The following is a 19,305-nucleotide window of genomic DNA, read 5'->3' on the forward strand; positions in this document are numbered from 1 at the left end:
GGTCGCCCTACCAGACCAGCTCGACGACCGAGCAGTTGAGGCCGGATCCGATGCCCATCAGCAGCACCCGATCGCCGGGTGAGAGGTCGTCGGCGACGGTGGAGAGCGTGTAGGGGACCGCCGCCGGGCCGATGTTGCCGAACTCCGGATAGGTGAGGGGCACCTTGTCGGGGTCGATGCCGAGCAGCTCGCAGAGCTTGGAGGTGTGCACGGAGGAGACCTGGTGCATCACGTAGCGGTCGCAGTCGAGCCACGCCCAGCCCTCGGCGAGGGCGGCGTCGAGGGTCTCTCTGGCCAGGTCGAGCCCACCCACCAGGAGCGCCGCGGTGTCGGTGCGCATCTGGTCGAGGTCGCCGACGCACAGGTCGTGGTGCTCGGTGGCGGCCCGGGTCACCCCGCCCAGGAAGGCGTGGCTGCCCTCGCGAGGCGGGCCCATGACCATGGCGGCCGCTCCCGAGCCGAGGGTGAGCGAGGCGAACTGGTCGAACACGTCGGTGAGGGTCGTGGAGTCGGCCTGAAGCCGTTCGATGGTGGTGCGCTGGGTGTGGCGGCTGCCCTCGCCGTCGACGATGAGCACGGTGCGGGCCCGGCCCCCCTCGATCGCGGTGGCGGCCAGGGTCATGGCGTTCACGAACCCGAGGCAGGCGTTGCCGAGGTCGAAGTTGGCGCAGGTGGCCGGCAGGTCGAGCTGGTGGTGCACGGCACAGGCTACGGAGGGCTCGAGGTGGTGCTTGCAGACCGACGTGGAGATCAACATGTCGATCTCGTGGGGGTCGACGCCGGCGGCGTCGATGGCCTTCTGGCCGGCGATGGCCGCAGCCTGGTCGAAGGTGACGTCCTCGGGCCACCACCTCCGGGCCTCGATGCCGGCCACCGAGGTCAGCAGTCCCGGGCGGACCCCCACCCGTTCGTAGGTCTCGGCAAGCTGCTCGTCGATCCAGTCCGAGGTCACGACCTCGGGAGCTTCGGCATGGGCGACCGACCAGATGTGGGCGCGCGTGAAGGCGGAGGGGGGAGCCACCAGGGCAGGTTACGGCGTGAGGGCGCTGACACCGACGGGGGCGGCCCCCGATCAGCCCCTCGGCGTGTGGTCGTCGGGCACCTCTTCGCCGGGCGCCACCGGGCCGGGTGGGGTGCCGTCGCCGAAGGGTCGACCGCCCAGGTCATCCCGTCCGTGGGGCTCGAGCCAGTTGGCCAGGTCCGGGCCCGCCGGCACCACCCCGGTCGGGTTGATGTCGCGATGGACCTCGTAGTAGTGGCGCTTGATGTGGTCGAAGTCGATGGTGTCGCCGAAGCCGGGGGTCTGGAACAGGTCGCGGGTGTAGGCCCACAGCACCGGCATCTCGCTCAGCTTGGAACGGTTGCACTTGAAGTGCCCGTGGTACACGGCGTCGAAGCGGGCGAGGGTGGTGAAGAGGCGGACGTCGGCCTCGGTGATGGTGTCGCCCATCAGGTAGCGCTGGACCTCGAGGCGTTCCGACAGCCAGTCGAGGCGGTCGAAGAGCTTCTCGTAGTTGCGCTCGTAGGCCCGCTGCGACCCGCTGAAGCCGCACTTGTAGACGCCGTTGTTGACGTCGTGGAACACCAGCTCCATGACCTCGTCCATCTCGTCGCGGAGGGCTTCGGGGTAGAGGTCCGGGGCTCCGTCGCGGTGGTGTTCGCTCCACTCGGTGGAGAGGTCGAGGGTGAGCTGGGGGTAGTCGTTGGTGACCACCTGCCCGGAGTCGACCTCGACGATCGCCGGCACCGTGATGCCACGCGGGTAGTCGGCGTAGCGGGCGAAGTAGGCGTCCTGGAGCCGAGGGATCCCGAGCACCGGGTCGACGCCGTCGGGGTCGAGGTCGAAGGTCCAGCTGCGGGCGTCGTGGGTGGGTCCGCAGATGCCCATGGAGAGCACCGGTTCGAGGCCGAGCAGGCGGCGCACGATGATCGCCCGGTTGGCCCAGGGGCAGGCCCGGGCGACGACCAGGCGGTAGCGATCGGGCTCCACCGGGTAGCCGTCGCGTCCGTCGGCGGTGATGCGGGTCGGGATGTAGTGCATGTCCCGGTTGAACTCGTCCTCGACGTAGGCGCCCTGGTCGTTGCTGGTCATGGAACGGAGTCTCGCCCCGTCGCGCCCGCGACGGGGGATCGGGCGGCGCGCCCGGAGACGAGGGCGGGCCGTCGTCGGGAGGTCGAGGGCGAGGGTGATGGACACTCTGCGCGTTTGGGGGGAGACTGTGAGCAGAGATCGACGAGATGTCGGGGTGCGTGATGACGGTTGCCTTCGAAGCGGATGTCGGGTCCTTCGAGCGACGGATCGGGCGGCGCATCGACGTCCGCCCCGAGATCCCGGTTGCCGTGGGCGGGCCTGATGGCGCGTCGCCACCGGAGCGGGCGACCATGGTCGACGTCTCGGTCACCGGCGCCGGCCTCGAGGGCCCCGAGTCGTTGTCCATGAGCCCCGGCACCGCGGCTCGCCTCGACATCGAGGGCCGTGTGTCGGCCGTGCGGGTGGCGCGGGCCACCGCCACGGATCAGCCGGGCGTGATCCACTACGGGGTCGAGTTCACCACCCTCCATCCCGACGTGCGCGAGCTGGTCAACGACCTCGTGGGCGAGGGCCGACCCGGCGAGAACGCCTGGTACAACGCCATCTGAGGGGGGCGGTCCCCGCCGACAGCGTCGGCCCTCCCTCGCGGTGCGCCACGCGATCGGCCACGAGCCAGGTGTCGAACCCGCGCCACCGGCCAGCTCGTGGGCGGGGGAGCGGAGCATCTGGGATGCTCGTCGGATGTTCCGGAACCGCATCACCGAGCTCACCGGGGCCGAGGTCCCGATCCTGCAGGCCCCCATGGGCTACATCTCGCGCGCCCAGCTCGCCTCGGCGGTGGCCAACGCCGGCGCCATCGGCATGATCGAGACCTCGTCGGGCGACCTCGATGCCGTTCGCGAGGAGATCCGCAAGATGCCAACCCTGGCGCCGGACCGGCCCTTCGCCGTGAACATCGCCCAGGCCTTCGTCCGGGACCCCTCCATCGTCGACTTCGTCGTCGAGCAGGGCGTCCGGTTCGTCACCACCTCCGCCGGCGACCCCAACCGCTACACCGCCCAGCTCAAGGCCGCCGGCCTCACCGTGTTCCACGTGGTGCCCACCCTGCGAGCGGCGCTGAAGGCCGTCGACGCAGGTGTCGACGGCCTCGTCGTCGAGGGTGCCGAAGGCGGCGGCTTCAAGAACCCGCGCGACGTCTCCACCATGGTCCTGCTGCCCCTGGTGGCCTCACGCGTGGAGGTGCCGATCATCGCCGCCGGGGGGATCATCGACGGGGCCACCATGGCGGCTGCGTTCGCGCTCGGGGCCGAGGGCGTGCAGATGGGCACCCGCATGGTGGCCTCGGCGGAGTCGCCCATCCACGACAACTGGAAGCAGGCCATCGTCGGGGCCGCCGAGACCGACACGGTGCTGCTCAACCGCCACCAGGCGCCGGCCGTGCGGGTGCTGCGCACGGAGGTCTCCGAGCGCTACGAGTTCGACACCGACCGCAACGCCATGGAGGCCATGGCCCGCCACATGGACCTCTACTTCGGCGGCGACCTCGGTGCCGGTCTGGCCTTCAGCGGGCAGGTGGCGGGTCGCATCGACGCGGTGCGCCCCGTGGCCGACGTCATCGCCGAGTGCGCCCACGACTGCCTGGAGGTCATCCACGAGCTGGGCCACCGCTACCCCCTCGACGCCCACCCGGTGGGCTGAGCGTCACGACGCGGTCGACGGGGAGGTCTCGCGGGACGGTCCGGCATCGTCGCTCCCGGCGCTCTGCCACGGCCAGCGGCCCGTGACCTCCATCTCGAGGGTGAACGACAAGAAGGTGCGGATGGCGACGATGATGGCCAGCACGCCCACCGACGTGAAGGTCGGATCGGTGGCCACCGTGCGGATGATGTCGCCGGCGACGAGGACCTCGAGTCCCAGAAGGATGGCCCGTCCGACCTGGCGTCGGACCTGCACGTAGAGGCCGCCGTGCGTCCCGGCCAGCACCCGCCGGCCGCCGACGAGGAGCGCGCCCACCACGCCGACGCAGATGATGGCGACGCCCACCGCCTCGATGGCCAGGCCGATCCACTCGATGACCTCCTTGAACTCCATGGGTGCGGTCCTCCTGGGCTCGGTCGCCGGGGTGGCGCCGCGGTGGCGCCCACCACCACCCGGATAGCATCGTCGCGACGGCAACCATCCAGGGGGGACCATGCCGACCATCGACATTCCTGAAGGCGTCGACCCGATGGCCTACGTCTTCGGACAGGCCTCACCGGAGATCGGTGCCGCAGCCGGCGGGTTCTCCGGCGCGACCTACGCCGCCAGCCGCCTGCCGCTGCGCGAGTTCGAGGCCGCCCGGTACCGCATCGCCCAGATCAACGACTGCCAGATCTGCCTCAGCTGGCGCAGCCAGCGCGACGACCAGGGCCCGGTCGGCGAGGACCTCTACGCCTCGGTCGAGCAGTGGCGCTCGGCGCCGGACCTCTCCGACCGCGAGCGCCTGGCCGCCGAGTACGCCGAGCGCTACGCCCTCGACCACCGCAACCTCGACGCCGAGTTCTGGACCCGCATGCGGTCGGCCTACTCCGACGACGAGATCGTCGAGCTGAGCCTCTGCATGGCCCAGTGGCTCGGCCTGGGTCGCCTCAACCAGGTCCTCGGCATCGACGTGGCCTGCACCATCTGAGCCCCGCCGAGCCGCGCCGGCCGCCGCCCGGGCCCGAGCCGTCCCGCTCGGCACACCCGACGGGCTCCGTATCCTGGGCGACGCCATGCCCGACCCTGCCCCCCGTCCCCGCCGACGTCGCCCGGCCCGGCGGGGACGTGGTTCCGGCGCCCCCCTTACCCCGGCCGCGATCGAGCGGCGTCGGGCGGCGGTGCCCGAGGTCCGCTACCCCGAGGACCTGCCGGTCTCGCAACGGCGCCAGGACCTCGCCGATGCCATCCGCGACCACCAGGTGGTGATCGTGGCCGGGGAGACCGGCTCCGGCAAGACCACCCAGCTACCCAAGATCTGCCTCGAGCTCGGGCGGGGAGTGACGGGCATGATCGGGCACACCCAGCCCCGCCGCCTGGCGGCGCGCAGCGTGGCCGCCCGCATCGCCGAGGAGCTCGGCGTCGAGCTCGGCGGCGCCGTCGGCTACGCCGTGCGCTTCACCGACCAGGTGTCGGACTCGACGCTGGTGAAGCTGATGACCGACGGCATCCTGCTCAACGAGCTCCAGCGCGACCGCGAGCTGCTGGCCTACGACACGATCATCGTCGACGAGGCCCACGAGCGCAGCCTGAACATCGACTTCATCCTCGGCTACCTGGCCCAGCTGCTGCCCCGCCGCCCGGATCTCAAGGTCATCATCACCTCGGCCACCATCGATCCGGAGCGCTTCTCGGAGCACTTCGGCGGCGCCCCCATCATCGAGGTCTCCGGCCGCACCTATCCCGTCGAGGTCCGCTACCGGCCCTACCAGGTCCCACCCCCGAAGGAGGCGCCGGCGCCTCCTTCGTCTCGGCCGGCGGGGCGCCGCAGCCGGGGGCCCGGCGGTGGGGGCCAGGGCCGTCGAGCTCCCCGACGGGGCGGTGCCGACGTCGACCAGATCGACGCCATCATCGACGCCGTCCATGAACTGCGACGCGAACCCGAAGGCGACATCTTGGTCTTCCTCTCGGGCGAGCGCGAGATCCGCGACGCGGCCGAGGCCCTACGGGCGTTGGACCTGCCCGGCACTGACGTCCTCGCCCTCTACGGCCGCTTGTCCAGCGCCGAGCAGCACCGGGTGTTCGAGGCGCATCGCGGACGCCGCATCGTGCTGGCCACCAACGTGGCCGAGACCTCGATCACCGTGCCCGGCATCCGTTACGTCATCGACACCGGCCTGGCCCGCATCTCCCGGTTCAGCACGCGCCAGAAGGTGCAGCGCCTGCCCATCGAGCCCGTCTCGCAGGCCTCGGCCGCCCAGCGCGCCGGCCGGTGCGGGCGAGTGGCCGACGGCATCTGCATCCGCCTCTACGCCGAGGAGGACTTCGAGGACCGTCCGGCGTTCACCGAGCCGGAGATGCTGCGCACGAACCTGGCGTCGGTCATCTTGCAGATGACCGCGATCGGACTGGGCGACATCGAGGCCTTCCCGTTCGTCGATCCCCCGGACCGGCGAGCGGTCGCCGACGGCGTGCGCCTCCTGGAGGAGCTGGGCGCCCTGGCCCCCGACACCGACGGGCCGAACCGGCGCCTGACCGACGTGGGCCGGGCGATGGCCCGACTCCCGGTCGACCCCCGTTTCGCCCGCATGATCGTGGAAGCCGACCGCCGGGGCTGCCTCCGCGAGCTGCTGGTCATCACCGCCGGGCTGTCCATCCCCGACGTGCGCGAGCGGCCCAGCGACGACGCCGCCGAGGCCGATGCGCTCCACGCCCGCTTCGCCGATCCCACGTCGGACTTCCTCGCCCTGGTCGACCTGTGGCGCTACCTGCGTGACCAGCAGCGCTCGCTCTCTTCCAGCGCCTTTCGCCGCCGGTGCCGTCAGGAGCACCTCAACTTCCTGCGGGTGCGCGAGTGGGAGGACGTGCACAGCCAGCTCCGTCAGGTGGTGGCCTCGCTCGACATGGCCCAGAACGCCTCACCCGCCGACACCGAGCAGGTCCACCGGTCCATCCTCTCGGGGCTGTTGAGCCACGTCGGCCAGCGCGACGGCGAGTCCCGCGAGTACGTGGGGGCCCGCCACACCCGCTTCGCCGTGTTCCCCGGCTCGGCCCTGGCCCGCAAGCCACCGGCGTGGGTGATGGCGGCCGAGCTCGTCGAGACGTCGCGGCTGTTCGCTCGCACCGTGGCCCGCATCGACCCGGACTGGATCGAGGAGCTCGCCGGGGACCTGGTCAAGCGGCACCACCACGAGCCGCACTGGTCGCGAAAGCGAGCGGCCGCCATGGTCCACGAGCGGGTCACCCTCTACGGTCTCCCGATCGTCGAGGACCGGGTCGTGCCCCTCGCTCGCATCGATGCCGAGCAGGCCCACGAGCTGTTCGTCCGCCACGCCCTCGTCGGAGGCGACTGGCCCGGCCGACCGGGGTTCGTCGACGAGAACCGGGCTCTCCTCGCCGAGGTGGAGGAGCTCGAGCACCGCTTCCGCCGCACCGACCTGGTCGCCGACGAGGACGACCTCGACGACGCCTACCGGGCTCGGGTCCCGCCGTCGGTCGTGTCGGCCCGTCACTTCGACAAGTGGTGGAAGACCACCCGTCGCACCGACCCCGACCTCTTCGCCTTCACGCTCGAGGACCTCGTCGGCGACGCCACCGACACGCTCGACGAGGAGGCCTTCCCGGCCCGGTGGCGCCAGCGCGACCTCGAGCTGGCCATGTCCTACCGGTTCGAACCGGGCACCGCCGACGACGGTGCCGCCGTGCACATCCCGCTGGTGGTGCTCAACCAGGTGCGCGCCGAGGGGTTCGATCGCCTGGTGCCGGGCCTGCGCGAGGAGCTGGTGACGTCGCTGCTGCGCACGCTGCCCAAGCACCTGCGCAAGGAGGTGGCGCCGCTCCCGGAGCGGGCCCGGGCCGTCGTCGCCACGCTGGCCGCCGCCGAGCCGGACGGACCCTTGTCGGGGTGTGCGCCGCTGACCACGGTGATCGCCGAGCACCTGCGCCACGAGGTGGGGGCGGCGGTGCGTCCGGCGGACCTCGATCCCGGGGCGCTGCCCCCGCACCTGCGCATGATCTTCCTGGTCGAGGACGACGACGGCACGGTCCTCGGGCAGGGCCGTGACCTGGCCGCGCTGCAGGCCGCGCTGGCCGAGCCCGTGCGCCGCGCGCTCGGGGACGCGGCGGGTGACCTGGAACGCCACGGGCTCACCACCTGGGAGGTGGGGGACCTCCCCCGACGGATCGACAGGGAGGTGGGTGCCCACCGAGTACAGGCCTTCCCGGCGCTGGTGGACGAGGGCGACACCGTCGGGGTGGCGTTGTTCGACGACCCGGTGGCCCAGGGTCGGGCCATGTGGGCCGGTACCCGCCGCCTGCTCGCCCTGGCCACCGTCGTCGCCCGTCGGCGGGTGGAGTCCGGGCTCGGCAACCAGCAGCGTCTCGCGCTGGCGAGCAACCCCTACCCCCGTGGGTTCGATGCGCTCGTCGCCGATGCCCACACCACCGTCCTCGATGCCCTGCTCCGAGAGCGGGGTGGGCCGGGGTGGACGGCGCACGAGTACGAGTCCCTCCGGCTCCGAGCCGTCGACGAGGTCCCCGGCCGACTGCGGCAGCTGCTGGCCACCACCGCCCGGGTCCTGGCCCTCGGCCGGGTGGTCGGCCGTCGTCTGGAGGCCCTGGCCGGGGTGCCCGGCGTGGCCGCGGCCGTGGGCGACATGGAAGGCCAGCTCGAGGGGCTCGTGTACGAGGGCTTCATGGCCGCCACCGGGCCCGATCGCATGGCGGACGTCGAGCGCTACCTGCGGGCCATGGTGGTCCGTCTCGACAAGCTGGCCGATGGCGTGACCAGGGACGGGACCCACATGGCGTCGGTGCACCGGGTGGTGCAGCGCTACGCGGCCGTGCTCGATCGGGTGCCCCCCGGTGGACCCCTCGATGCGGAGCTCGAGGAGCTCGGCTGGGCGATCGAGGAGCTGCGCGTGAGTCTCTTCGCCCAGTCCCTCGGCACGGCCGGGCCGATATCGGAGAAGCGGGTGCTGCGGGCCCTCGCCGACGTGGAGCGCCGCGACGAGGGTGGACAGGGATAGGGAGGGGGGGTATGGTAAACGCATGAGCACACGACGACGGCTGACCGGGTTCGCAGCAGTCCTCGCCCTGGCCTTCGGGATCGGCTGGGGCGTCGGTCAGGCCGTGGGCCCGTTCGGCGACGAGCCGACGGGACCCGCGCCCGCGTCGACCCCGGCCGATCCCGACCACGCGGGAGGCCACCGGTGAGCATCGACGCCGACAGCCGATCCGATGCCGGCGACGCCGCGCCCGTCACCGTCGACCTGGCCGTCACGGGCATGACCTGCGCCTCGTGCGCCAACCGCATCGAACGCCGGCTCAACAAGCTCGACGGGGTGTCCGCGTCGGTGAACTACGCGACCGAGAACGCCCACGTGGTCGCCCCCGCCGGCACCGACCTCGATCGCCTGGTCGCCGAGGTCGAGGCTGCCGGCTACGGGGTGCGTGAACCGGCGCCGCCCTCCAACGCGCCGGGGGAGGGGCCGGGCCCGGAGCCGGAGGGACCGGATCCCACCCGGGCCCTGCGCGACCGCCTGGCGATCTCCGCCGCCCTCACGCTCCCCGTGCTGTTGATGTCAATGGTCCCGGCTCTGCAGTTCGACAACTGGCAGTGGCTCTCGCTCACCCTGGCCGCCCCGGTCGTGGTCTGGGGGGCCTGGCCCTTCCACCGGGCCGCATGGGTCAACCTGCGCCACGGCGCCGCCACCATGGACACGCTGATCTCGGTCGGGACCCTGGCGGCGCTGGGGTGGTCGCTCTACGCCCTCTTCTTCGGAGGCGCCGGCGAGCCATCCATGCGCATGCCTTTCGAGCTCACCGTCCAGCGCGGCGAGGGCGACCACCACATCTACCTCGAGGTCGCGGCGGGCGTCACCGTGTTCATCCTCGCCGGTCGCTACTTCGAGGCCCGGGCCAAGCGTCGCTCCGGGGCCGCCCTGCGAGCCCTGCTGGAGCTCGGCGCCAAGGACGTGGCCGTGCTCCGCGACGGCGTCGAGGTCCGCATCCCCACCGACGATCTGCGTGTCGGCGACCACTTCGTGGTCCGGCCCGGCGAGAAGATCGCCACCGACGGCGTGGTCACCGAGGGCACGTCGGCCGTCGACGCCTCCCTGCTCACCGGCGAGAGCGTGCCCGTCGAGGTGGCCCCCGGCGACGCCGTGATGGGTGCCACCGTCAACGCCGGAGGCCGACTCGTCGTGCGGGCCACCCGGGTGGGCGCCGACACCGCCCTGGCCCAGATCGGCCGGCTGGTCACCGAGGCCCAGAGCGGCAAGGCGCCGGTGCAGCGCCTGGCCGACCGGGTGTCGGGGGTGTTCGTGCCGGTCGTCATCACCCTCGCGGCGGCCACGCTCGGCTTCTGGCTGGGGACCGGCGAAGGGGCCACGGCCGCCTTCACCGCCGCAGTGGCGGTGCTCATCATCGCCTGCCCCTGCGCCCTCGGTCTGGCCACCCCCACCGCGCTGCTGGTGGGCACCGGGCGGGGCGCCCAGATGGGCATCGTCATCAAGGGCCCGGAGATCCTCGAATCGACCCGCCGGGTCGACACCATCGTGCTCGACAAGACCGGCACCGTCACCACCGGCCACATGGCCCTGGTCGAGGTCGTGGTCGCCGACGGCGAGGACCGCGGCGAGGTGCTGCGCCTGGTGGCCAGCGTCGAGGACGCCAGCGAGCACCCCATCGCCCGAGCGATCGCCGACGGGGCGCGCCGGGAGCAGATGGCGTTGACCGCGCCGAGCGACTTCGCCAACACCCAGGGCCTGGGCGTGCAGGGCGTGGTCGACGGCCACGCCGTCGTCGCCGGGCGCGAGCGCTTCATGGCCGACTGGGGACTGCACCTCCCCGCGGAGCTCACGGCCGCCAAGGAGGCCGCCGAAGCGGCCGGGCGCACCCCGGTGCTGGCCGGGTGGGACGGACGGGCGCGTGCCGTGCTGGTGGTGGCCGACACCATCAAGCCCACCTCCGCCGAGGCGATCCGCCAGCTGCGGAGCCTGGGTCTCGCCCCGGTGCTGCTCACCGGCGACAACCAGCGAGCCGCCGGCGCCGTGGCCGCCCAGCTCGGCATCGACGAGGTGGTCGCCGAAGTCCTGCCCGAGGACAAGGTGATGGTCGTGCGACGCCTGCAGGACGAGGGGCGGGTGGTGGCCATGGCCGGCGACGGCGTCAACGACGCCGCCGCTCTGGCCCAGTCCGATCTCGGCCTGGCCATGGGCACCGGGACCGACGTGGCCATCGAGGCCTCCGACCTCACGCTCGTGCGCGGGGACCTCACGGCCGCAGCCGACGCCATCCGCCTCTCGCGTCGCACGCTCGGCACCATCAAGGCCAACCTCTTCTGGGCGTTCGCCTACAACGTGGCGGCCATCCCGCTCGCCGCCGCCGGCCTGCTCAACCCCCTCATCGCCGGCGCCGCCATGGCCTTCTCGAGCGTGTTCGTCGTCTCCAACAGCCTGCGCCTCCGGCGCTTCCGCTGAGGTACCCTCCCGGGTGCCCTCGGTGGCCTAACCTGCGACATCAGGCGGGCGTCGTGGCGGGGGGAGCCGGGGGGCACGCTTGGGGGCACAGAGCAGGACGTGGGGGCCGATGCTGGTCGCCGTCGGCGTCTCCCTCGTCGGGCTCGCCTTGGCGGCGAGCCTCGTCTACGACGACTTCCACCCCACCGTCGACCACGTGGTCTACGAGGCACAGGCTCGCGCCCTGCTCGACGGGTCGCTCACCCTCCCGAGCGACGATCCCGGAGGCCCGTTGGTGTTCACCGCCACGCGAGGCGATGGCCTGGTGCCCAAATACCTCCCCGGGACGGCGGTGCTGGGGGCGGCGAGCCACGCGGTGGTGGGGACGTTCGGACTGGCCTCCGTCGCCGCGATCGTGCTGCTCGTCGTGGCTGTGGGAGGGGTCGCTCGTCGGGTGGGCCTCGGACCTTGGGGGGCGGCGCTCGCCGGGGCCGCCGCCGGCCTGTCGCCGATGGTGCTCGCCCTCGACACCCGCCTGCTGAGCTACGTGCCGGGGGTGGCCCTCGGGGCCACGTCGCTGTGGGTGGTGTTGGCCGCCGTCGACCAGGAGCGCCTCCGGCTGTTGGTGGTCGCGGGTGCGGTGCTGGGGGCGACGTTGTTCTTCCGCCAGCTCGAGGCCGTGGCCTGGGGCCTCGTCATCGTGGGCTGGCTGGCGGTGACCTCCCGCTCGCGGCGGTGGCACGGCGGGGGCCCTCGGTCGACGGACGAGCCTTTCGGGCAGGCCCACCCCGGTGCCGGCCACATCGACGACGCCGCCCTCCCGACGGCCCCCGGGCGCCAGCGCCGCGAGCCATGGGACGCAGCGCTGGCGTTCGCGGCCGGGGCGGCGCCGGCCATCGTGGCGGTCGTGGTCACGACCTGGGTGCTCACCGGTTCGCCGCTGCGGCCCCCGTTCGTCTTCGTGTCGCCCGACGACGGCCCCGGGTTCGGCCTGCGCCGTGCCCTCGACACCGATCCGTTCATGGGCTTCGACCTCCTGGGTGGGCTTTGGGCGGCGGTGGTCGGCGCCGGCCTGCTGCTCCCGTGGACGGCAGTGGGGTCGGCCCTGGCGGTGGGTGCGGCGGTGGCGGTGTGGCGGTTCGGAAGCAACCCCGCAGTCGTGCTGCTGGTGGCTCTCGGAGCAGTCGTCCCGCTCGCGTATGCGGTGCAGTGGTCGCACAAGAACGCGCTGCGGGGTGGCCACTACGACGCCGTGGGCCCCTTCTACCTGCTCTGGGTGGTGCCTCCGCTGGCCGTCCTGGGTCTGCTCGGCCTGCGCGCCGTGCGCCCTCGCCTGCTGGTGGGGGCGCTCGTGGTCGGCGCGCTGGCGGTCCAGGCGACGGTGTTGTGGGCACCGGTCAGCCGCCAGCTCCAGCTGGCGGACGCGTGGGCGGCGTTCGATGCGGAGCTCTCCGCGACGGAGAAGCCGGCGCTGGTCCTGCTCGAGTCGCGCCACCGGGGCAAGCCGTTCGACGACGTGGCGAGCGATTCCGGCTCGGTCGTCGCCGTCCCCGCGGAGGACCCCGGCCCGATCTTCGACGCCGTCGAGCGGTGGCCGGGGCGCCACACCTTCGTCGCGTTGACCGAGCTCGAATCCGTCGAGGGCCGCGACGTCTCGGTACCGCAGCTGCACGAGGTGGCCGTCTCTGCCTGGGCGACCGCACACGAGGGACGCGTGGCCGTGGGCTGCGCCGGCGCGCCCCGCGGGGCTGCCGCCGAGGTGGTGCTCCGCCCGACGGGCGACATCGCCAACCCACCGACGGGCGCCACGACGGTGCCCTGCGGCTCGGTCGTGGCACTGTCGGTGCGGGCCGACGAGGTGGTGCTGGTCGTCGAGGGGGAGCCCCGTGGTCGGGTGGAGCTCGCCGAAGGCGCCACGAGCGTGAGCCTCTGCGCCGGGGACCCCACGAGCCCGGCGCGGCGGGCCGCGTGCCGGCGCGTGGCCGTGCAGCGCGAGGGCGACCGGACCCGATGGGTGCTTCCCGGTCGCCTCGACGCCGATGCCGGCATCCGGGGAGTGCGCGATCTGGTGGGAGCGATCGAAGCGACCACGACGTCCCGCCGCTGACGCGCCACGGTGGCGGCGGAGAGGAAATTCGCAGATTTCCGTCATCCGCGACGAAGGGCGGTTCCGAAGAAATCACGTGGGTCGGGAATTAGCGCTAATCACGGCCGGTTCACACCCACCACACACCGATAACTGGAGGAACCCCCCGATGAAGCTCAAGACCCCTGTCCTCGCCGCCGCCGTCTCGCTGGCGCTGTTCGCCGGCGCGTGCAGCAGCGATTCCGACGACGACGCCGCCACCACCACCACGGCCGCCGAATCCTCGGAGACCACCATGGCCGAGACCGAGGAGATGGAAGCCAGCGAGACGATCGTCGAGATCGCCGCCGGCAACGACGACTTCTCCACCCTCGTAGCCGCGCTCGAGGCCGCTGATCTGGTCGACACCCTCTCGGGTGACGGCCCCTTCACCGTGTTCGCCCCCACCAACGAGGCGTTCGAGGCGCTGCCCGAGGGCACCGTCGAGACTCTCCTCGAGCCCGAGAACATCGAGCAGCTCCAGGCCGTGCTGACCTACCACGTGGTCGCCGGTGAGGTCATGGCCGCCGACGTCGAGCCCGGTGAGGTCACCACGGTCGAGGGTGGCACCTTCACCATCTCGGTCGAGGACGGCAACGTCTTCATCACCGACGCCGAGGGTGGCCAGGCCCAGGTCGTCACGACCGACATCGTGGGCTCCAACGGCGTGATCCACGTGATCGACGCCGTGCTGCTGCCCGGCTCCTGAGCCAGGACCGTGGGACAACGGCGCCAGCTTCCCCGCTCAGGCTGAGCGACGGACCCACGACGACAGGGCCGGACCCCAGGGTCCGGCCCTGTCCCGCGCCCGGCCCCGTCCGGCAGCCCGGACCCACCCCGTACAGTGAGGCCGCCCCGCACGAAGGGGCGTCGATCGGGAGGGGCGACACGTGGCGACGAGGAACGGTGAGCCAGAGGCGCGGGCCATGCTCGAGGGGTTGGCCGGTCGGGGGCTGTTGATCGACGGCGACTGGGCCGGTCCCGGACGCGGGGGGACCTACGCCCACCACGATCCCGCCACCGGTCGCCACCAGGCCGATGTGGGCCTGGCCAGCGCCCGGGAGGTGGACGATGCGGTCCGTGCCGCCCGCGCCGCGTTTCCCTCCTGGCGGCGCACGCCTCCGCACCGACGCGCCGCCGTACTGGCCCGTCTGGCCGACCTGCTCGACGAGCACGCCGCGTCGTCGGCGGCACTCAACGCCCTCGACAACGGCACCCCCGTGAGCGCCATGCCGTCGGGCCACTACGCCGCCAGCTGGACGCGCTACTACGCGGGGTGGGTCGACAAGCTCGACGGTGAGGTGCTCCCGGTCCACGACACCGGAGCGCTGGACTACACCCGCACCGAGCCCTACGGCGTCGTGGCCGCCATCGTGCCCTGGAACGGCCCGATGATGGGGATGGGCCAGAAGGTGGCGCCCGCCCTGGCCGCCGGCAACACGGTGGTGGTCAAGCCACCCGAACTGGCCCCCTTCGGCGCGCTGCGCTTCGCCGAGCTGGCCCTGGAGGCCGGTCTGCCCGCCGGCGTGCTCAACGTCGTACCGGGCGGAGCGGCGACGGGCCAGGCGCTGGTCGGACACCCCGGCGTGGCCAAGATCAGCTTCACCGGCGGCACCGCGACCGCTCGCGAGGTCATGGCGATCGCGGCTCGCCACTGCACCCCGTTGGCCCTCGAACTCGGGGGCAAGTCGGCCAACATCGTCTTCGCGGATGCCGACCTCGACACGGCCGTGCCCGTCGCTGCCGTGCTCGGCGCCGGGTTGCTGAGTGGGCAGGGGTGTGCCCTGCCCACCCGGCTCTACGTCGACGAGCGCGTGGTCGACGAGGTGGTGGCGCGAGTGGTGGCTCAGGTCGAGTCGCTCCCGATCGGCGATCCACTCGACCCCTCCACCCTCGTCGGACCCCTGGTCAACCAGGCCGCGTGCACCCGGGTGCTCGGAGTGATCGAGCGAGCCCACGCCGATGGGGCCCGCCTCGCCACCGGCGGGCGACGACTCGCCGACACCCTCGAGGAGGGCTACTACGTGGCCCCGACCGTGTTCTGCGACGTCGACCAGCACAGCGACCTGGCAACCCAGGAGGTGTTCGGGCCGGTGCTCGCCGTCCTGCCCTTCGCCGACGAGGACGAGGTGGTCTCCCGGGCCAACGACAGCGCGTTCGGGCTGGCGGCCTACCTTCACACCCGGGACCTGTCGCGAGCCCTGCGGCTGGTGGAAGCGCTCGAGGTGGGCACCGTCACGGTGAACGGCTTCCCCCCGATGTCGCCGTCGGCCCCGTTCGGCGGCATGAAGGCCAGCGGCTTCGGTCGCGAAGGGGGGCGAGCTGGCATCGAGGAGTTCGTGCAGCGCAAGAACGTCACCCTGCGCTACTGAGCGGCCGTCCGCCGATTCGATGACGCTCGGCCTCGGGATCGACCGCGAAACGGCGCGACAGCCCTACGGTGACGTATGACCGCAGCCGTTCGGGATGACCTCACCGGTGCGGCTGGTTGTACCTCTCACGACGCAAGATCCGACCAGGAAGGCGACACCCACATGCTCGACACGGTCTCCACCACGGTCAACACCGGCCTCGACTCCCTCGTGGCCCTCGTGGCCGACGCCGAGGCGGCCGGCGACATGCTGTTGTCGTCGAACCGGCTGGTCGACGCCCTGCTCGACGCCCGGGCCGAGACCACGGGTCCGGCCACGGACGCCGTCGACGACGCCCTGCGGGCGTCCGCGCACCGCCAGGTCGTCCCGGTCGACGAAGCGGTCGAGTTCGTGGCTGCCGTCCGGGCCGCCTGACCGACCCGCAACAGACCGGTGGTCAGCGCCGGTAGGTGACCACGTAGTCGACGATGGCGTCGATCTCGTCGTCGTCGAGAGTCGTCTCGTAGGCGGGCATGCCCGACTCGAAGCGACCCACGCGCACGGCGTCCTCCACCAGCACGGGATCGGGATCGAGCGCGACGAGATCCGCCCCGGTGCCTCCCGGTCGGTGGCAGGTGCCGCAGTGCTCGGCGAAGAGCGCGGCGCCGGTCACCGCGCTGTGAGCCTCGCCCATCGCCGGTCCCCGGCCGGGCTCGGCCGAGGACCCGCACCCGGTGGCGACGAGGGCGACCAGAGCCAGGGCGACCGCGACGGGCTCCCGTCGGCGTCGCAACCGCAGGCCCCGCCAGGCTCGGGTCGGATCAGGCGCCGGCATCGCCCTCGCCGGGCCGGTCGTCGACCGTCAGGCCCACGTAGTCCGGACGGCCGGCGTCGTCCCAGATCTGCCACAGCTCGAAGAAGTCCTGACCGAAGGGATCGAGGCCCCGAGCGGGCATCGACCCCCGGCTGATCGTCCAGTCCAGCGGCGCCAGCTCGACGGCGCGTGCGTAGTGCCCCTCGGCCTCCGCGTCGAAGCTGTGGCGGGCCAACCACGACGCGAGGCGCCGTTCGACCCGAGCGGCCTGCTCCTCAGGTGTGGGTGGGCGCGCCGTCCCCGAAGGTGCCTCGTGGCCGCCCATGGCCGGCAGCACTCCGTCGTGCACCCAGCGACGCAGCGCGTCGTGGTGCTCCTCGGCATCGATGCGGGTGAAGTCCTTGAACTCGTTGGTGCCCGGTGTGATCGTCGGCGGCTTCACCACCCGACCGTCCTCGTCGAGCCACACCGTGGCCGGCACGTTGGTGATGCCGTAGGTCTCGGCCACGGCGTGGTCGGCATCGAGGACGACGGTCATGGTGGTCACCGGCGGCTCGGCGTCCTGCACCCATGGGCGGATCGCCTCAGGGGAGTCGTCGAGAGCAACGGCGACGATGTCGAGGCCGAAGGGGGAGAGCTCGTCGTGGAGGGTCTGCCAGACCGGCAGCTCGTAGCGGCACCCTCACCACGAGGACCAGGCCAACAGGACCCGCTTGCGGCGTTCCAGCGCCGGGACCTCCACGAGCGTCCCCGACAGGTCGGGGAGGCGGAGCTGGGGCGCTCGTCCACCGGCGAGGGCGGCCGCCCGCTCGTGGGCAGCATCACCGATGGAGACCACCGTGGGTCCACCGGACGGGCGAGCCACCGCGAACGGGCGCTGCAGGGCCGCGGACACCGCCGCGAGGTCGAGGCGACCATCGGCGTGCCGCGCCCCTGGATCGCGGACCGGGACACACAGGTCCCCCCGGCACAGGCCCTCGGGCTTGGGCTCCCACCCGGTGAGGCGATGGATCGCGTCGGCCTCGAGCCACACGCGGTCGCCGTCGTCGTGGGCGTCGACCTCGGTGTCGCCCTCCGCGGTCAGCACGGTCACGGCGCGTCGGGACATGGCCGGAGCGTAGCGGGGCAGCTCTCCCGCCGGCCGGGTCGAGCGTCGTCCGGCGGTCCTCGCCGCGCAGGGGGTCCGCGAGCCGGGACGGCCGGCAGGTACCGTCCGGGCCATGACCGATGACACGCTCCTGCGCCGCGTGGCCGACGACCTCGAGATCCGCTCCGTCGTGGCCCGCCTGGCCCAGTACGCCGACGGAGGTGATCTCGACGACTACGTCGAGCTGTTCACCGAGGACGCCTTCTGGAACATGCCGGGGGCCCCTCGCCGGGGTCGCGACGACATCCGGGCCGGGGGAGAGGCCCGCCGGGCCTCGGGCGAAGCCGGTCCGGGCAGCAACAGCCGCCACATGATCACCACCATCACCGTCGACGTCGATGGCTCCGATGCAGCCGTGGCCGACTCCTACTGGCTCTTCTACGTCGACACCGCCGAGAGCCCCACCCTCAAGGTGTGCGGGTCCTACCGCGACACCTTCCGGCGCACGCCCTCGGGCTGGAAGCTGGCCCGGCGCGACGTGAGCTTCGGATGACGCCGCCACGCGAGCGGGTGCTGGTCATCGGCGGCACCGGCCCCACGGGCATCCCCATCGTCGCCGGTCTCGTCGAACGGGGCCACACCGTCACCATCTTGCACCGCGGCACCCACGAGCGGGCCGAGACGCCCGACTCCGTCGAGCACATCCATGCCGACCCCTACGACGCCGACTCGCTGACCGCCGCCCTGCAGGGCCGGACCTTCGATGTCGGCCTGGCCATGTACGGCCGGCTGCGACGGGTGGCCGAGGTGACCCGCGGTCGGGTGGGACGGTTCCTCTCGGTGGGGGGTGTCCCCGCCTTGCGGGGCTGGATGAACCCCTTCCTGGCCGACCCGGCGGGAACCCCGGTGCCGCTCTCCGACACCGCACCCACGGTGGCCCACCCCGACGAGGACGAGAAGGGCTTCCGGGTGGCCCGCACCGAGGAGCACGTCTTCGAGCAGCACCCCGACGCCGCCCACTTCCGCTACCCGTACGCCTACGGCCCGTACCAGGTCGTGCCCCGGGAGTGGATGGTCGTGCGGCGCATCCTCGACGGCCGCCGCCGCATCATCGTGGCCGACGGTGGGCTCACGCTCCACCACCACGGCTACACCGAGAACCTGGCCCACGCCGTGCTGCTGGGCGTCGACCACCCCGAGGCCGCATCCGGGCAGATCTTCAACTGCGGTGACGACGAGGTCCTGTCGGTGGCCCAGGTCATCGAGCTGTGCGCCGCCGCCCTCGACCACGAGCTCGAGGTGGTGTCGCTGCCCTTCGAACTGGCCGTGCCCGCCCGACCGCTGGTGATGCAGCCCCTGCCCACCCACCGGGTTCTCGACACGTCGACCTTGCGGGATCGGCTCGGCTACCACGACGTCGTGCCGGCCCGCGAGGCCGTCGGACGCACTGCGCGTTGGCTGGCCGCCAACCGACCGGAGCCCGGCGGGATGGAGGAGGTGATCCTCACCGACCCGTTCGACTACGACGCCGAGGACCGCCTGCTCGCGGCGTGGGACTCGGCCCTCGCCGGGTTCCCGGAGGTGACGTTCGAACGGGCTCCCGGGTGGGGCCACGCCTACAGCGGTCCCGGGGGACGCCCCCGGTCGAGGCCGACGTTCGAGGCCTGACAGCCCGACACGGAGACCGACACCGACAAAGGTTGCTTGACGGAAGCATTGCGTCTGCCTAGTCTGGATCGACGGCACCGGACCGCCGGCG

General features: G+C 72.6%; 17 protein-coding genes and 1 pseudogene. 12 read left to right on the forward strand and 6 right to left on the reverse strand.

Features of this window, described 5'->3' with window-relative positions; genetic code table 11:
* Positions 1-7 precede the first annotated feature (7 nt).
* Together LUW87_RS03610 and LUW87_RS03615 are read right to left on the reverse strand one after the other, a co-directional pair.
* Positions 8-1,021, reverse strand: a complete 1,014-nt coding sequence (locus LUW87_RS03610; protein WP_232669706.1) for a 3-oxoacyl-ACP synthase III — start codon at positions 1,019-1,021, stop codon at positions 8-10.
* 51 nt (positions 1,022-1,072) lie between these two features.
* A complete protein-coding gene (locus tag LUW87_RS03615) occupies positions 1,073-2,092 on the reverse strand; it encodes a glutathione S-transferase family protein (RefSeq protein WP_232669707.1) in 1,020 nt (339 codons plus the stop codon).
* 161 nt (positions 2,093-2,253) lie between these two features.
* Between LUW87_RS03615 and LUW87_RS03620 the strand changes: the two genes are divergently transcribed.
* Positions 2,254-2,640 carry a PilZ domain-containing protein gene (locus LUW87_RS03620; protein WP_232669708.1) on the forward strand — a complete coding sequence of 129 codons (387 nt, stop codon included), beginning with the start codon at positions 2,254-2,256 and terminating at the stop codon, positions 2,638-2,640.
* Positions 2,641-2,773: 133 nt separating this feature from the next.
* The gene (locus LUW87_RS03625; RefSeq protein ID WP_232669709.1) at positions 2,774-3,730 is read left to right on the forward strand and encodes an NAD(P)H-dependent flavin oxidoreductase; all 957 of its coding nucleotides are present in this window, start codon (positions 2,774-2,776) and stop codon (positions 3,728-3,730) included.
* 3 nt (positions 3,731-3,733) lie between these two features.
* Here LUW87_RS03625 and LUW87_RS03630 read toward each other — a convergent pair whose 3' ends face one another.
* A complete protein-coding gene (locus LUW87_RS03630) occupies positions 3,734-4,123 on the reverse strand; it encodes a DUF1622 domain-containing protein (RefSeq protein WP_232669710.1) in 390 nt (129 codons plus the stop codon).
* 100 nt (positions 4,124-4,223) lie between these two features.
* Here LUW87_RS03630 and LUW87_RS03635 point away from each other — a divergent pair, with 100 nt between their 5' ends.
* From LUW87_RS03635 to LUW87_RS03670, 8 genes are all read left to right on the forward strand, one after another.
* Positions 4,224-4,700 carry a carboxymuconolactone decarboxylase family protein gene (locus LUW87_RS03635; RefSeq protein WP_232669711.1) on the forward strand — a complete coding sequence of 159 codons (477 nt, stop codon included), beginning with the start codon at positions 4,224-4,226 and terminating at the stop codon, positions 4,698-4,700.
* An 85-nt stretch (positions 4,701-4,785) separates the two neighbouring features.
* Positions 4,786-8,736 (forward strand): ATP-dependent RNA helicase HrpA, encoded by a 3,951-nt coding sequence (gene hrpA, locus LUW87_RS03640; protein WP_232669712.1) that lies wholly within the window; start codon positions 4,786-4,788, stop codon positions 8,734-8,736.
* Positions 8,737-8,758: 22 nt separating this feature from the next.
* Entirely contained in the window at positions 8,759-8,923 is a 165-nt protein-coding gene (locus LUW87_RS03645; protein ID WP_232669713.1) for a hypothetical protein, read from the forward strand.
* Positions 8,924-8,994: 71 nt separating this feature from the next.
* Positions 8,995-11,190 (forward strand): heavy metal translocating P-type ATPase, encoded by a 2,196-nt coding sequence (locus LUW87_RS03650; RefSeq protein WP_249419844.1) that lies wholly within the window; start codon positions 8,995-8,997, stop codon positions 11,188-11,190.
* A 109-nt stretch (positions 11,191-11,299) separates the two neighbouring features.
* Positions 11,300-13,276 (forward strand): hypothetical protein, encoded by a 1,977-nt coding sequence (locus tag LUW87_RS03655; RefSeq protein WP_232669715.1) that lies wholly within the window; start codon positions 11,300-11,302, stop codon positions 13,274-13,276.
* A 148-nt stretch (positions 13,277-13,424) separates the two neighbouring features.
* On the forward strand, positions 13,425-14,003 hold the full coding sequence (locus tag LUW87_RS03660; protein ID WP_232669716.1) for a fasciclin domain-containing protein: 579 nt from the start codon (positions 13,425-13,427) through the stop codon (positions 14,001-14,003).
* A gap of 217 nt (positions 14,004-14,220) precedes the next feature.
* Positions 14,221-15,666 carry an aldehyde dehydrogenase family protein gene (locus LUW87_RS03665; RefSeq protein ID WP_249419845.1) on the forward strand — a complete coding sequence of 482 codons (1,446 nt, stop codon included), beginning with the start codon at positions 14,221-14,223 and terminating at the stop codon, positions 15,664-15,666.
* Positions 15,667-15,828: 162 nt separating this feature from the next.
* On the forward strand, positions 15,829-16,080 hold the full coding sequence (locus tag LUW87_RS03670; protein ID WP_232669718.1) for a hypothetical protein: 252 nt from the start codon (positions 15,829-15,831) through the stop codon (positions 16,078-16,080).
* Between the two features lie 22 nt (positions 16,081-16,102).
* On the opposite strand, the gene LUW87_RS03675 is transcribed toward LUW87_RS03670, so the two are convergent.
* The 3 genes and pseudogenes from LUW87_RS03675 to LUW87_RS03685 form a co-directional block, all read right to left on the reverse strand.
* Positions 16,103-16,438 carry a c-type cytochrome gene (locus LUW87_RS03675; protein ID WP_232669719.1) on the reverse strand — a complete coding sequence of 112 codons (336 nt, stop codon included), beginning with the start codon at positions 16,436-16,438 and terminating at the stop codon, positions 16,103-16,105.
* 28 nt (positions 16,439-16,466) lie between these two features.
* Positions 16,467-17,129 (reverse strand): annotated as a pseudogene (locus tag LUW87_RS03680) (TlpA family protein disulfide reductase); the annotation flags it as partial.
* 12 nt (positions 17,130-17,141) lie between these two features.
* A complete protein-coding gene (locus LUW87_RS03685) occupies positions 17,142-17,567 on the reverse strand; it encodes a hypothetical protein (RefSeq protein WP_232669720.1) in 426 nt (141 codons plus the stop codon).
* 112 nt (positions 17,568-17,679) lie between these two features.
* Between LUW87_RS03685 and LUW87_RS03690 the strand changes: the two genes are divergently transcribed.
* Both LUW87_RS03690 and LUW87_RS03695 read left to right on the forward strand, forming a co-directional pair.
* Complete coding sequence (locus LUW87_RS03690; RefSeq protein ID WP_232669721.1) at positions 17,680-18,099, forward strand: nuclear transport factor 2 family protein; 420 nt, start codon at positions 17,680-17,682, stop codon at positions 18,097-18,099.
* Positions 18,096-19,214, forward strand: a complete 1,119-nt coding sequence (locus LUW87_RS03695; RefSeq protein ID WP_232669722.1) for a Rossmann-fold NAD(P)-binding domain-containing protein — start codon at positions 18,096-18,098, stop codon at positions 19,212-19,214. The genes LUW87_RS03690 and LUW87_RS03695 overlap by 4 nt, the downstream gene beginning before the upstream one ends.
* Positions 19,215-19,305 lie beyond the last annotated feature (91 nt).

It is taken from the genome of Rhabdothermincola salaria, from assembly GCF_021246445.1.
Lineage (GTDB): Bacteria > Actinomycetota > Acidimicrobiia > Acidimicrobiales > Acidimicrobilacustridaceae > Rhabdothermincola_A > Rhabdothermincola_A salaria.

Coding starts and splice junctions, on each gene's coding strand:
- LUW87_RS03615 (WP_232669707.1), bottom strand. CDS start 2,092: ATGACCAGCAACGACCAGGGCGCCTACGTCGAGGACGAGTTCAACCGG.
- LUW87_RS03620 (WP_232669708.1), top strand. CDS start 2,254: ATGACGGTTGCCTTCGAAGCGGATGTCGGGTCCTTCGAGCGACGGATC.
- LUW87_RS03625 (WP_232669709.1), top strand. CDS start 2,774: ATGTTCCGGAACCGCATCACCGAGCTCACCGGGGCCGAGGTCCCGATC.
- LUW87_RS03630 (WP_232669710.1), bottom strand. CDS start 4,123: ATGGAGTTCAAGGAGGTCATCGAGTGGATCGGCCTGGCCATCGAGGCG.
- LUW87_RS03635 (WP_232669711.1), top strand. CDS start 4,224: ATGCCGACCATCGACATTCCTGAAGGCGTCGACCCGATGGCCTACGTC.
- hrpA (WP_232669712.1), top strand. CDS start 4,786: ATGCCCGACCCTGCCCCCCGTCCCCGCCGACGTCGCCCGGCCCGGCGG.
- LUW87_RS03645 (WP_232669713.1), top strand. CDS start 8,759: ATGAGCACACGACGACGGCTGACCGGGTTCGCAGCAGTCCTCGCCCTG.
- LUW87_RS03650 (WP_249419844.1), top strand. CDS start 8,995: ATGACCTGCGCCTCGTGCGCCAACCGCATCGAACGCCGGCTCAACAAG.
- LUW87_RS03655 (WP_232669715.1), top strand. CDS start 11,300: ATGCTGGTCGCCGTCGGCGTCTCCCTCGTCGGGCTCGCCTTGGCGGCG.
- LUW87_RS03660 (WP_232669716.1), top strand. CDS start 13,425: ATGAAGCTCAAGACCCCTGTCCTCGCCGCCGCCGTCTCGCTGGCGCTG.
- LUW87_RS03665 (WP_249419845.1), top strand. CDS start 14,221: ATGCTCGAGGGGTTGGCCGGTCGGGGGCTGTTGATCGACGGCGACTGG.
- LUW87_RS03670 (WP_232669718.1), top strand. CDS start 15,829: ATGCTCGACACGGTCTCCACCACGGTCAACACCGGCCTCGACTCCCTC.
- LUW87_RS03685 (WP_232669720.1), bottom strand. CDS start 17,567: ATGTCCCGACGCGCCGTGACCGTGCTGACCGCGGAGGGCGACACCGAG.
- LUW87_RS03690 (WP_232669721.1), top strand. CDS start 17,680: ATGACCGATGACACGCTCCTGCGCCGCGTGGCCGACGACCTCGAGATC.
- LUW87_RS03695 (WP_232669722.1), top strand. CDS start 18,096: ATGACGCCGCCACGCGAGCGGGTGCTGGTCATCGGCGGCACCGGCCCC.